The following is a 13,129-nucleotide window of genomic DNA, read 5'->3' as shown; positions in this document are numbered from 1 at the left end:
TCTATGGATAAAATTCATCTGCTCAGGGATATTGCTTGAAATATGGCGGCATTTTAAACTTTATTAACTTAGAGGGGATAGAACAAAAATATTGTTGACCACGAGATATTACAAATATATTATGAGAAAAACGTTGGTCAATTTCTAACCAACGCCTTTTTTATTTTTCATAACAGGTGGACCAGTCTTAAATACCAAATCATTTTTGTTCCTTAATAAATTTTACGGCATTTAAACCAATCATTTGGGAAGGCATAGACGTGTTACCATCTGGTAAAATAGGGGAAATAGAGAGGTCTGCTACTTTTAGGTTTCTCGTACCAAAGACATTGAGATATCCGTCTGTAACTCCGTCTCTAATGCTACTGGCCATCCTGCATTGGCCTCCAAAGTGAGCGAGATTACGATATGAAGCTCTTACATAACTTTCTAATTGTGTACGCTGTTCTTCCTTATTTCTATTTCGAAAGACATTTTCAGGCGGGTAGACGACCTTGTAAATGCCATCAGGATCCAGTTCCCGGGCTTTTTTCATAATGCGGTAAGTCTCCAAATACTGTTCCACCATGAAATCCATGTCATCAGGTTCCCCTAGCGGATTTAGGGCTATGGAAGGGTATGCCTCAGGGTCGCTATGTGCAACCAAAATACTGCCTCTACTTGAAGGGTTAAGATCAAAAATGCCAATGCTCATTATATTGCTCCGCTTTGCTGGACTAAATCCCCAATGATTAGCTAAGACATCTGCTGCCGGGACAAACGAAGGTGTTGTCGAGCCGTATAATTGTAGGCGGCGTCCGCCACTTCTGCCTTCTCCTTTAAAAGCCCCTAATGGAAATGGATTACTTGGATCTGCAGAAATGAGATCTAAAATCCGTTGAGTTTCTACTTCAACACCTAATCCAACGGTAAAATGGGATTGAAAGTTATGCCCTACATTCGGATTATCAATTAATGTGTCAATTCCTGCTCTAGCCAGATCATCATGATCCCCGATTCCAGAACGTTGTAATATAACAGAGGAAAAATTACCTGCACTGACAATGATCCCTTTTTTAGCGTATACTCTATTTGTTTTACCGTTACGAACAAATTCAACGCCCACGGCAATTTGAACTCCTCTATCATTTTCAAATAAAATTTTATTAACGGTTGTTTTAGCCAAGATTTCTAAATTTCTTCGCCCAATCCCAACTTCATCTGGATGGAACTCATTTCCTCGTGTTACAATTTTTCTGTTTAAATATCCAGTGGCTGTGGATGAACGAACGAAGTGTCCATTCTCCTCCTTATTTAAAAATTGCGATCTAAAAAATGTACAATCCCGTATACCAGTATTGTAATCTTCGACAATGGGAATGTTTAGTACATCTGATGCTGCTATTGCTAGCGTATAGGTAAGCCCGTCAACGGGAATGCTTTGCTGTCTGACAAAAATGGGGCCTTTTCTTCCGCGTTCTTCGGGTTCTTGCGTCTTCCCTGTATAAGTTTCATTTTTCAAGAATAAAGAACTGACATTGTTATAACTCCATTGAGATCCAACTATTTGTGCCCACTCATCATAAAGGTCACTGCTTCCCCGTACAGCATACATGGCATTATGTTCGGAGCTCCCGCCAATTGCTCTGCCGCTGGATATTCTTAGCTGTTGATTCCCAATAGCTGGCTCTGCATTTGTAAGCATATTAAAGGAATGCCTATTATCAGACGCTAAAATCCCTGATGCTGCCCCAGAAGGACTACTTAGTTCTTTGACCATATTTGTTCCTGGTTCCAGAACAATGACAGTGCTTTTTTTATCATCGGTTAGTTTCTTTGCAATTACTCCACCTGCAGTCCCCGCGCCAATCACAATATAATCGTAGGTATTTTTTTCGGACATTTCATCATTCCTCTACAATGTGTATTAAGTCTGTTTACGACCCTTACTTTATTTGTATGAAGAATATCCACCTAGGTGTGAGTGTCCATATTTAAAGATAAGAAAGTATTACAATCTTCAAAATTCAAGCTAGTGTAATTATTCACAATCTGTATTTCTAAATGTCCTTTTCCTCCACACAAAAAGACTCCCATCACATGAAAAGGAGAATGATTTCATTATAAAATCATTCCCTCAAATAGTTTGAAAATGCTTATAGTGTTATTACTCCTCAATTACCAGCTAAACGTTTATCAAATTCAGCCTTAAACAGCAGAATAGCATCAATATTTACAGCAAAATCATGGTCACTGATATTAAAATTAGTTATAAACTCGTCAGACTTCTCACGAACCATAATTGTCGGAAGGTTAATTTCTCCAATATTTTCCAGGGTTACACCACTTCCATAAATATACCAGTTAGTTTCAGTAGGCTTATTTGCTGTATTTTTAGATAAATCATTTTTTATTATTTCGCATAAATTATCCATAAAATCTTCATTAAGATTAATGATTTTACCATGCTCACCATCAACTGTTATATCAGCATCTCCATACCAAATATTCCTGCTTGCTCGATTTCCTTCATTTGAAGTGTATGTTTCATCATACAAAATTTTCATTTTCATTACCCTCCCTTAAAATAAAATTACTGTACACTATTTTACAACAATTAGAAATTTTTAGCGAAATTGCTGTTAGTCTCATTAACTTGTAAGAGTCAGCAAGCTTCATCTTTGTATAGACAGCGAACATTGTGAATAAATGCACTTAAACTAATGGGTGCGTTGATCCACGAAGGATTAAGCACCTTTTTTGTTGAATTCCTTATTGAACTATAGAAGCAGTTTAGCTCAACAAGGATATTCCACTAAATCCACTGGAGGATCGATTATGGGAATCTTCTCACTAATAAAACCACTTAAAAAGTATGAGGATTATGTATATAGAGCTAATACATTTGAAAATTGGTTTTTAAAAAAGAAAGCAATAAAAGTGATGAACCTTGCCAATCAGCAAAATTTTAGCAAGGAAGAAACATCAAGTGGTCTAATATACCTTGGACTGTTATATTCCTCTACAAAAGAATATCATAAGGCTTCGGATTGTTTTAATAAAGCTCTGGAATTGATGAAAAATGAAAATTTTAAGTACAGTGGAAACTTTAAAAAGATAATCCAGACGTTTATCAAGAATGGAGAACAACATAAGGCACAATATTGGCTGGAAAACCTACTTCAACGCCAGAGTTATGATAAGAATTTTAAAAAGTTGGCCGCCCTTCAAAAAATGTCGAACCAGTAAACCTTATGTAGCTAACGAGGCAGGTTAGTGGAAGAACAAAAGAAATTTTTCCGATCTGTAATATGAATGCAGAGGAGTGAGCATTTATGAATTTTCCATATGACGAAATAGTAAGGGATATTAAAATAGGTCACGAAATTGAATTCAGGTATAAAGGGAAATTATACGGAACACTTAATGTAGAAGAAGGCTTTGGGCTAGGCGAGCATAATAAAGAGTTTGTTTTTTTTAAACGCCTGAAGAACTAATGCAAAATGGGAAAATTACTGTGGAAACATTGGTACATATTTGGAATGAGGTAGAGGTTATTATAATTTTTTTAAGCCGCTATTAAATAAGCGTGCTAAACTGTGCTCCTCAACTAACGGGGTTGAGGCACCTTTCTGCTGAAGCAAATAGAAATACCGGGTGCTGATACTACTTGCAGAGTGTTAAAATACTTATTTTCAACGCTGTGTGGTTATGAAATATCTAGTCATTGGCACACCGGACCTATATTTCTCTAAATATTAAAAATGGGGTTTTGCTTAAGGACAAGTGCCAACACTATATCCCTCCTTTCTTCATACTTTTATAGTAAATAAGCGAAAGGAGGGATAGATATGGGTTATGATCCTAGAAACTCAGGAGATAACAAGACTTTAGATTTTCTCAAAGACCTGCTGGGCAATATTAATATTAACCAAACAGTGAGCGTCAACTGTGGAAGTTCGGATGGGCACAAGGATAAAAAGGACAAAAAGGATGATGACGACAAAGGTAAAAAGTGTGAATGTAAAGGTTTCACAAATGGTCCGACTATTTTTGCAGAAATTTGTCCTGACTGTACAATAAAGGAAAGCTTTGTGGTTATCCCTGGTCAATTTAACTCTCTTACTGTAAATAAACCAGAATGTTTTCAAGTTGATAATACCGAGTATTTAACAACTTCCGGCAAAGGGATTTTAGACACAATAATAGGAGCCTATACTTTAATACTTGCTGACAATCCGGTTATTGGAGAATTTGTTGTTTTAACATTCTTTGCGGTTACCGATGTGGGATTTGTACTCATTGTTATTCTTGTAGAACAAGATGTAGATATCGAGGACTGTAAGAATGAAAAGTGCAAGAAATCACACAAGACTCTGCCAGGTAACTTGGCTGGACTTCAAAACCTTGCTAAGAACTCAAAATCATTTGCCAAAAAGATCACACTCCGTCCGGATGGCATCTTAGAAGAAGAAGATTTAAGTAACCTTTTCTAAGGTTAAATTAATACCAAGAATTAGATGGGTGCTCTTAAAGCAGCCTTCTAATTCTTTATAAGTTATTCAAAACTCCGGAGAAATCTGTACTGAATGAAAACAAAATTTATTGAACCTTGTGAAATAACGGTCCTTCTCTAAGAGAGTGTATATTTTGACTTTTATCCATAAGATTGTGTAAACAGTTGCTTCTTCTTTTTAGAAGGGATAGAAAAGCAAAGTTTGTGAAGGAATGTACTTAAACTAATGGGTGCAAGAGTACAGAAGCAACGTATAATTTTGCGTTGCTTCTTAGCTTTGTTAGAAATATTTCTGGTAAAACTCCTGTCTCAGCCTTCCGCTTTATTGGGCATATATTCGAGTGGTTTCACTTTTCTCGTGGCCCAAAAGGCTTTGGATAACTTCAACTGGGGCTCCATTATTCAATAAATGGGTAGCATAGCTGTGTCTGAGTTGGTGGGGATGAATTTCCTTATCTATGCCGGCACGCGCTGAGATTTTCTTAATGTAATACCTCATTTGGGCAATACTCATCCTGTGTGGCTGTCTCTCTGTTACAAAAATGGCCGGATCTTTATCCTGGCGGCTATCAATGTATCGCTTAAGCCATAATTCAGCCCGGATATTAAAATACACTTCTCGTTCCTTGTCACCCTTTCCCCTGACGATGGCAGAGCGGTTAGATCAATTAATGCAATTTCGATCAAGTGCAGCGATTTCTCCAATTCTGCAGCCAGTAGAAAACATCAATTCGAATAGTGCCTTTTCCATAGGGCTGATACAAGCTTCACGTAAAAGTTCAATTTCCCTTTCTGATAGAAACTTCGGGATTCTCTTGCCGGCTTTAGGTTCCTTGATCTTTGCGGCTGGATTTATGGTTAAATGGCCTTCCTCGTGACACCAGCGAAACAATGACTTCATAAACCGGATTCTGTGGGCCAAACTTGAGGGTTTTAAATCCTTGCCTTGAGTAACAAGATATTTCTTTAATCCTTCTGTATTGAAGGTAGCAATAATTGGGTCCTTAAAATAGCTTATGAGCAGCTTTGCCTGAATACCATATGCTTTTAAGGTATATGGTGAGAATCCTTCAATACGTTTATCTGCTTCATAGGACTTCCAAGCAGTTGATAGCAACAAACCAATCCCTCCCATTTAATTAGGATATTAGAAGGTATTCTTGCCAGTTTTATAGAAATTTAGACTTGGTGAATAGAATTTGTATCATATCTAACAAACTTAGTTAATTTAACTAAGTCTTCTAATGAGCTAATTCATTCGAAGTGTTGAAATGTATATGGAGAAGTACAAATACAGGAAGCGGTTTTGCTAACCTAAGCAGGTTAATTCAATATGAGTGTGCAGTATAAATTTTATAAATACAATGTTTTTAAGTGTCTTAATTATGCCTGAAGTTCATATAAACATTTAATAATGATACTAACAATTCTTGTGATAAATCTAGTCCCCAGATTTATCAGATATATGAAAGGAGTAAATATTTAATGAACAATCCAATTTAAAAATGTCCCTATTTTAGAAAACATTCATTTCAGAAATTGGGGGACATAAAATGAACTTGAATAAAAACTTTTCTTTATTACTATTGGGTCAATCGCTCGCTAATATTGGCGATGTATTGTATATGGTCAGTATCATCAGTACGATTTTTGTATTAACGGGCTCGGCAACAGCTTCCTCATTTGTACCATTTACAATTACTTCTTCCATGTTTATATCTAGTCTGTTAACACCACTTTTGGTGGGGAAAGTAAATCTTAAATGGTTAATGGCTGGATCGCAAATCGGAAAGACTATTCTGCTTTTTATTCTGGGAGTAATGTTAGGTGGAATTACAGCATCAAATTATTATTTGATTTTCTTAATCATAGGATTGATTGCTTTACTAGATGGTTGCGCAAATCCAATAAGGCAGACATTAATTCCATACTATGTTAATCCTAGTCAATTAATTAAAGCCAATGGACTTGCAGAAACTGTTACACAGATCATACAAGCAGTGATGTGGTTCATAGGGAGTTTATTCTTAATTATTATGAGCTCACAGCAACTGGTATGGTTAGCAGGAGGTTTGTTTATAGGAGCAAGCATCTTGCTCAGTCTTTTAGAAAGTGTTTCTGATAATAGAATTGAGGCTAAAGGGAAATTTGAACAGATTACGGAGGGATGGGTAACTTTATCTAACACTCCAGTATTAAGAAAGATTGCTTGGCTAGACTTCTTTGAGACAATCGCAGGAACGGTTTGGATAGCAGCCATACTCCTTGTGTTTGTTAACGATGCTTTAGAGGTTGGTGGACAGTGGTGGGGATTTATCAATGGCGCCTTCTTTATAGGATTGATTTTAGGAAGTGTTTATTGTATTAAATATTCTTCAATCGTTGAAAAGAAATTGGGGACCATTATATTTATAGGTTCAATCCTAAGCTCCTTAGTTACATTACTATTTAGCCTAAACAGCATACCAATCGCTGCACTCCTATTGTCGCTCTGTGTAGGGATTTTTGGACAAATTAAAGGCATACCTCAACAAACAGTGATACAAACCAGCGTTACAAAAGAACAGTTATCAACGGTTTATACTTCGTTAGGCGCTATCGGTACTGGAATCTTTGGCGTTGGTTCTCTTGTTATGGGACTGTTAGCAGATTTACTGGGCATAAGAATCGTGTTTATGATCTCAGGAATACTGCTTGCAGCGGTCAGTTTAATTGTTTTTAAAAGTAAGCACTTGTTTGTTAGGAATATAATCGAATTGAATAATTAATGATAGAGTGGGACTGCGGATCATCTGTGGTCCCATGCCTTTATAACTTTAAGGGGCTGAAATGATGGAGGTAAAGAAATCACAAAGCAATTCTGATTTATTGGCAAGAATAAAAATTGTAAAAGGAGAAAACTTTGTAACTATTGAAGATACAAAAAGTCTTGCGAATCAAGAGCTAATTGAACTTATAAAATATCTGATGGGACAGTCATTTATAAAGAACTGTAAAAATGTAAATATACTGGTTAATAGTAAATTTAACAAAGAAGTAGACTTTCTTTTAATAGAAAATGGGTTTAAGTTACATGATGAAAATGTTACTGTCCACAAGCTGTTAGATGATTCATCTAAGGTTAAAAACGGGTTCTTACTAAAGGATTTACACGAACTTTCGTTAGCAGAGTTTAAAAGGGTTTGGGAGGAATCTATGAAAGGCTCATTAAATGCACCTTCTTCGCTAAATGTTGACGAACAAATGCGAAGTGTAGAGTTGGAATTAGGACCCAACTATAAGAAATCTTGTATTATTGCTTATGATAAGGGAAATCCAATCGGAGTAATTATGCCCCATATAGAACCCGGGACTTCAGAAGAAGGAAGGATATTTTATTTTGGAATCATTCCAAGCGAAAGAGGGAAGGGAAAAAGCAAACTTCTTCATCAACAAGCATTAGAAATATTAAAAAATGACTTTAAGGCCACCCATTATATTGGCAGTACAGGTCACAACAACCTTCCAATGCTTAAAACATTCCGGAATAATGGATGTACAGTTATAGAACGAAATAAGGTTTTCAAAAGGGAAAACTAAAACTTATTGAAGAGTAAAGGGAGCGTTGATCAGGAAGGATTTATGCATTTTTTTGTTGAATTCCTTATTAAGCTATAGATGCAGTAATGTTGAATAAGTATTTGGATAATTTTGTTATAATATCAATAAAAGAGTTTTAAAAGGAGCTGTAGAATGGCGGTAATCATAGCAAGTATATTTTCAGCAATAATAATTTTTATTACTGTCTTTAGTCTAAATAAAGTATTTCTTACCGCATATAAAAGGAAAGAAATTTCCTTTAGTAAATTTGTTGTTTTTGCTGCTTCTTCTATTGTAATAGGATTACTAGTTTCTTTCACTTTACCCTTTGGATTTCAAAAAATAATGGACTACATTTACTAAATCGCTAATGAAGTCATATCAATTTAAAGATTGCGAAGAAATTCACTTAAACAAACGAAGCAGTTTAGTTCAAGAAGGAATTCTTATTTTCAACAAGAATATATTATCTTTATAAGTAAGGAGGTAGTATATTGTCAAATTTATTAGATGCTGCAATTAATCGAGAATGGGATGTAGTAAAATCACTAGTTGACGTTATAGATGATATAAATTCGACTGATGAAGTAGAAGGAAGAACTGCATTGATGTATGCTGTTATTCATAAAGAAAATGAAGTTGTGAAGTTATTGTTGAAAAAGGGGGCAAATGTAAACTTACGAGATGGTAATGGTTATACCGCATTACATTTTGCTTCACAGAACTATTCTTTAGATATTGCAAAAATATTATTAGATCATAAAGGTGAAGTTGATTTAAAAGACCTTAACGGCAATACTCCTTTGTCTAACGCTGTCTTTTACTCGAATGGAAAAGGAGAAATGATACATTTATTATTAAGGTATGGGGCTGATAAACTCTTACAGAATAATTATGGGGTATCTCCTATTGAACTTGCTAGAACTATCGCAAATTATGATTTGGAAAAATATTTCTAATATATATCTTATTTAACTTAATGGTGTTGAGTTAACAACTGAGGTAGCTTCGGCACCTCATTTGCATATGAATGTTTATTTCACTTTTTATAGGAACGGTTAGGGGAGACGTACTTTGGAATTTATATTTTCACTATTCTTTTCTGGAATTATTGGCTTAATGGTTTTATATTTTATGCTCCGATATGCCATAAGCAAGGGAATAGATAATTCTGAAGAAGTAAGGGCTTTAAAATTAGAACTTAGAGCTATAAAAAAACAATTAAAAGATATAAGTGAAAAAAATGAAACATTATAGATTGAGACAGGTCAGGTCATCAAGAAGATTAAACTGATTCTTACAATTAATAAAAATTTAAGTTTGTGAAAAAATGCACTTAAACATACGGGTGCTTTACCATAACAAAGAATACAAAAGAAAAAAACAGGAGCTGGGATCGTTCAAATCCAGCTCCTTCTTTATTGCTAAATATATGCGATTTGTTTTGCTAATTCGTATATGAAAATTGTGGATTTTTTCTATTTAGAAATCGGCTCAGCAGAAAATAGCTTTACGTCTGTTGGAGCAGCCATGAATTGTGGTGCTTTGGCCAGGAAGGCGGTGAAGTGCTCTGCCTTGTTATGGGTCTGTACGGCCTCCATGTCTTTCCATAATTCAACCATTGTATAGGCTCCGGCTTTTTCGGTGTCTTTTAAAAGGTCATAGGAGACATTGCCTTGTTCGGCTCTTGATGCTTCAATTAACGGCTTTATTTCTTTTAGAAATTCCTGTTCTACATCTGTTTTTACTTGAAAACCGGCATGAATGATAATCATGATTCATTTCTCCTTTTTTCGATTATTTCCACTGTGCAATGACATCTACAGGCAAGCGGACGGATTGGTACCCCTGGTCAGCGGCTTTGCCGATTGAGATTAGCATGACGGGATAAAAACGATCCTTATCCATGTCAAAGGCTTCAGCGATCTGGTCCTTTTCGTATCCGCCGATTGGGTTGGTATCATAGCCGTGCGCGCGAGCTACGAGCATCAGCTGCATGGATACGAGTCCAGCGTCGATGAGGAACATTTCTTTCTTTTGCTCGGGTGTCATGATTTCTACAAGTCCTGCGATTGCGGGAACTTGTTGGTCTCTTACTTCAGCAGGCATGAACCCTTTTTCCACTGCGGTATTATAGATTCTTTCCAGGTATTCCTCGCTCTTCATGTCTACAAACACTGCGATCATAGCTGCGGAAGATGCGACCTGTCTCTGGTTGAATTTAGCTAACGGTGCAAGGGTTTCTTTTCCTTCCTTGGAATCAATCACAACAAAACGCCATGGCTGCAAGTTGACGGATGAAGGTGCCAATGACGCTTCCTCAAGAATTTGCGTCATTTCTTCTCTGCTGATTTTTACCGTTGGGTCATAGTTCCTGATGGAGCGGCGGCCTGTGATAATTTCGTTGAAGTCGTTCTGGGTATGTGTAGTCATGTTGCACTCTCCTTATAATTGTCTTGGTGTATGGTTAAATCTCTTCGATATTCTGTTGGAGGCGTGTAAGCATTTGGAGAAGAACTTCATTTTCTTTTTGTGAAAAACCTTTGAGCAAGCTGGAAATGAACCGTTGTTTTTCTTCACAGTACGCGCTCACTTTCCGTTTTCCCTCTTCAGACAGCTGGACAAAGGTAAAACGCTGATCTTCAGGATTTTTCCTGCGGATGATCATACCATTATCTTCAAGCTGCTTCAGATGCCTGGTTACTGCTGCATGGTCAATATTGATTTTTTTCTGAAGTGCTCTCTGCGTGATTTCCTCTGAGTGATAAAGCTCCCGGAGAATCTCAAGCCGAGAAGGACTGATGCCCGCACAGCGCTCGAACTTCGCCATCGCCATTTTGTTAATCTCAGAAAACCTTTGGATGATGAGTTCATTGTCCATGCTGCTGTTCTCCATATGCAACCCGCCTTTAATTAATTGATAGCTCAATTATTGATACGTCAACTAATATAGTACGAATTAACCGTGAAGTCAAATGATGAATCCTGGGAAAAAGAATGCCGCAAAAAAAAAAGGCGTCCATTCTCCTATATTTTAAAGCAAAGAGGCAGATCTTATGCTGGTGGTTTTATTTGAGGAAAGCAGAGAGTAAGTACGTCCAAATGTTTCAGTACAGTTTTGTTTTTTAAACAAGTTTAAAAAACCTCGCCATGCTTGATTTTTTTGCGTAGCGAGGTTTTATATTGCTCGTAGTTTCATTTTTGTTTATAAAATTCTTTTCTTTTCTTTTCATCCTGTACGGGAACAATTCTCATAAATAGTTATTTGACTCCTAGTACTGCAACAAAGACGATCGACAGAAATAGACTTAATAGCAAGGACATTATCCAATTAATTCTCTGTGTCATTTTAAAGAGAATATTTAAAACTGCACTGATGATAAAGCATACAAAAAATACAAATATAATCATATATAATTCCATTTGTAATTCCTCCTAATATATTCGCTTCAGTTAGCTGTGGCTTAGTTACTAATTTGTATTATATTAAGACTAATAGCTTTAGAGAGAGCTTCTAAACGCGATTCAACATCCAACTTTTTAAATATTTTTGTTAAATGATATTCAACAGAGCGGACACTTAAAAATAATTCTTCGGAGATTTTTCGATTGTTTTTACCGGCTGCTATACAGTGTAGTATTTCCAATTCTTTTTTTGATAAGACGTTATCAGGAATAATACTATCGGAGCTGAAATCTTGTTTGGCGGTAATTAACTGATCCAGTAATGGCAATGGAAATGAAGCATGTCCATGATTAACAAGGCGCAATGTTAATATGAGTTCAGTAATGGATGTTGTTGTTTTTATAAATCCGCTTATGCCTACGCTAACAAGTTGCTTAAGGTGAGAGATATATCTATCATAAAACATTACAATTCGAGCTTTTAGATTAATTTCGAAAATTTGCTTTGCCAATTCAAGGCTCATGGGAGTGGATTCTAATAGGTAAACATCATAAGCGGAAATGATTTTTGTATTTTTACATTCCTTAGATAGTGGTTGTAAAAAAGTAACTTTAAAGTCTGATTCTTTTTCTAATAGCTGCTTTATTCCTAATCCAAAAAGTTCATTTTCATTAATGATTAATACCCTCGTCATTCCTCACACCCCCTTTATGAATATATATAGTCCATTCTCTGATTTTAATTTTATATTAGTAATTGATTTTAGTGAAATCCGCAAATTCAGACAATTGCCCTCTGTGTCTTAAATTCAAACCCAAAATAACCGTTTTTCACCAAATAGGCAATATTAATATAACTATATTTATATTGTGAATTCTTCATAAATTAGATATTTCCACTTCAAAATATTGCGGATTTCCTAGGTGGAATTACGGTGACAAATTAATAGAATTACCTAGATAATGGTAATGAGCTCAAAACTTAATAAAGGTATACCTTTGAAAAGAATAGGGAGGAATTCTAGTGAAAAAGATTCTGTTTCTCTTGGCATTTGGATTTATTTTATTCATTTCTGCCAATGGAGCAAGCGCAGCAGAGAAAGGTCACTATCCAACGGCCAAGGAGATTGATGCTCTAAACCTAGAGCTTAACGAACTGGTAGAAAAAGCAAACGTAAAACTGGCTAATGGTGAAAATAACTTCGAATTAAAAGGAAAAAACCTAAAAGTAGGATTTAAGGAAAAAAACAGTGTTCCTTCTAGTTTGGAAGAAGGTCAATTACATTATTCCTCAATCTCAATAGCAGCGGTTGGCTCAAAAGAGTATCAAGCTTATGTTGCAAATACCAACGGATGGAATTTTTCTCACGCTGTCGGTGGGAACTTTTCCTGGAATGGTAGTTATTTAACAGCGGTTACCGCCCGTGCAGAAACAACCGGTACTATGTATTCCAGGTCCGAGTCTACTAAAGTGGAAGGATTAGATGGTATTATCAATGGATCATCAGCTAAGGTGGCAAGAGTTACCAGTAATGGAAAATTCACAGCTCTCAAATACTTACCTATTAGCTATTACACGACATTAGTAGTTGAAGTTAATGCTCCTAATCGAGAGTACAGAATTACAACTGCTAAAATTACCTCTTAATT

15 protein-coding genes and 1 pseudogene are annotated in these 13,129 nt (G+C 35.9%); 9 read left to right on the top strand and 7 right to left on the bottom strand.

What is annotated here, in order from left to right:
- Positions 1-199: 199 nt before the first annotated feature.
- Both ACNAZ4_RS09710 and ACNAZ4_RS09705 read right to left on the bottom strand, forming a co-directional pair.
- Positions 200-1,882, bottom strand: a complete 1,683-nt coding sequence (locus ACNAZ4_RS09710) for a GMC family oxidoreductase (protein ID WP_415814108.1) — start codon at positions 1,880-1,882, stop codon at positions 200-202.
- A gap of 271 nt (positions 1,883-2,153) precedes the next feature.
- A complete protein-coding gene (locus tag ACNAZ4_RS09705) occupies positions 2,154-2,546 on the bottom strand; it encodes a hypothetical protein (RefSeq protein ID WP_415814106.1) in 393 nt (130 codons plus the stop codon).
- A 271-nt stretch (positions 2,547-2,817) separates the two neighbouring features.
- Here ACNAZ4_RS09705 and ACNAZ4_RS09700 point away from each other — a divergent pair, with 271 nt between their 5' ends.
- The 3 genes from ACNAZ4_RS09700 to ACNAZ4_RS09690 all read left to right on the top strand — a co-directional run bounded on the left by ACNAZ4_RS09700 (position 2,818) and on the right by ACNAZ4_RS09690 (position 4,475).
- Complete coding sequence (locus ACNAZ4_RS09700) at positions 2,818-3,228, top strand: tetratricopeptide repeat protein (protein ID WP_415814103.1); 411 nt, start codon at positions 2,818-2,820, stop codon at positions 3,226-3,228.
- A gap of 86 nt (positions 3,229-3,314) precedes the next feature.
- Positions 3,315-3,476 (top strand): hypothetical protein, encoded by a 162-nt coding sequence (locus ACNAZ4_RS09695; protein ID WP_415814101.1) that lies wholly within the window; start codon positions 3,315-3,317, stop codon positions 3,474-3,476.
- A gap of 354 nt (positions 3,477-3,830) precedes the next feature.
- On the top strand, positions 3,831-4,475 hold the full coding sequence (locus ACNAZ4_RS09690) for a hypothetical protein (RefSeq protein ID WP_415814100.1): 645 nt from the start codon (positions 3,831-3,833) through the stop codon (positions 4,473-4,475).
- Between the two features lie 342 nt (positions 4,476-4,817).
- On the opposite strand, the pseudogene ACNAZ4_RS09685 reads toward ACNAZ4_RS09690, so the two are convergent.
- A pseudogene (locus ACNAZ4_RS09685) lies at positions 4,818-5,615 on the bottom strand (tyrosine-type recombinase/integrase).
- Between the two features lie 433 nt (positions 5,616-6,048).
- Between ACNAZ4_RS09685 and ACNAZ4_RS09680 the strand changes: the two are divergent.
- The 5 genes from ACNAZ4_RS09680 (at position 6,049) to ACNAZ4_RS09660 (ending at position 9,331) form a co-directional block, all read left to right on the top strand.
- A complete protein-coding gene (locus ACNAZ4_RS09680; protein WP_415814099.1) occupies positions 6,049-7,263 on the top strand; it encodes an MFS transporter in 1,215 nt (404 codons plus the stop codon).
- A 61-nt stretch (positions 7,264-7,324) separates the two neighbouring features.
- Positions 7,325-8,074: a GNAT family N-acetyltransferase gene (locus ACNAZ4_RS09675; protein WP_415814097.1), complete on the top strand. Its 750-nt coding sequence runs from the start codon at positions 7,325-7,327 to the stop codon at positions 8,072-8,074.
- A 153-nt stretch (positions 8,075-8,227) separates the two neighbouring features.
- Positions 8,228-8,437 (top strand): hypothetical protein, encoded by a 210-nt coding sequence (locus tag ACNAZ4_RS09670; RefSeq protein ID WP_415814096.1) that lies wholly within the window; start codon positions 8,228-8,230, stop codon positions 8,435-8,437.
- Between the two features lie 131 nt (positions 8,438-8,568).
- On the top strand, positions 8,569-9,033 hold the full coding sequence (locus ACNAZ4_RS09665; RefSeq protein WP_415814095.1) for an ankyrin repeat domain-containing protein: 465 nt from the start codon (positions 8,569-8,571) through the stop codon (positions 9,031-9,033).
- Positions 9,034-9,148: 115 nt separating this feature from the next.
- On the top strand, positions 9,149-9,331 hold the full coding sequence (locus ACNAZ4_RS09660; RefSeq protein WP_415814094.1) for a hypothetical protein: 183 nt from the start codon (positions 9,149-9,151) through the stop codon (positions 9,329-9,331).
- A 221-nt stretch (positions 9,332-9,552) separates the two neighbouring features.
- Here ACNAZ4_RS09660 and ACNAZ4_RS09655 read toward each other — a convergent pair whose 3' ends face one another.
- The 4 genes from ACNAZ4_RS09655 to ACNAZ4_RS09640 form a co-directional block, all read right to left on the bottom strand.
- A complete protein-coding gene (locus ACNAZ4_RS09655; RefSeq protein WP_415814093.1) occupies positions 9,553-9,849 on the bottom strand; it encodes a putative quinol monooxygenase in 297 nt (98 codons plus the stop codon).
- Positions 9,850-9,871: 22 nt separating this feature from the next.
- The gene (locus tag ACNAZ4_RS09650; protein ID WP_415814092.1) at positions 9,872-10,507 is read right to left on the bottom strand and encodes a nitroreductase family protein; all 636 of its coding nucleotides are present in this window, start codon (positions 10,505-10,507) and stop codon (positions 9,872-9,874) included.
- Positions 10,508-10,541: 34 nt separating this feature from the next.
- On the bottom strand, positions 10,542-10,970 hold the full coding sequence (locus ACNAZ4_RS09645) for a MarR family winged helix-turn-helix transcriptional regulator (RefSeq protein ID WP_415814091.1): 429 nt from the start codon (positions 10,968-10,970) through the stop codon (positions 10,542-10,544).
- A gap of 568 nt (positions 10,971-11,538) precedes the next feature.
- Complete coding sequence (locus tag ACNAZ4_RS09640) at positions 11,539-12,174, bottom strand: helix-turn-helix transcriptional regulator (RefSeq protein ID WP_415814089.1); 636 nt, start codon at positions 12,172-12,174, stop codon at positions 11,539-11,541.
- 329 nt (positions 12,175-12,503) lie between these two features.
- Between ACNAZ4_RS09640 and ACNAZ4_RS09635 the strand changes: the two genes are divergently transcribed.
- The gene (locus ACNAZ4_RS09635; protein ID WP_415814088.1) at positions 12,504-13,127 is read left to right on the top strand and encodes a hypothetical protein; all 624 of its coding nucleotides are present in this window, start codon (positions 12,504-12,506) and stop codon (positions 13,125-13,127) included.
- The last annotated feature ends 2 nt before the right edge of the window (positions 13,128-13,129 follow it).

This window comes from Mesobacillus thioparans, assembly GCF_965138835.1.
In the GTDB taxonomy this organism is placed as follows: domain Bacteria; phylum Bacillota; class Bacilli; order Bacillales; family Cytobacillaceae; genus Mesobacillus; species Mesobacillus thioparans.
The sequence above is the reverse complement of the archived record's forward strand: the minus strand, read 5'-3'. Positions and strand labels throughout refer to the sequence as shown.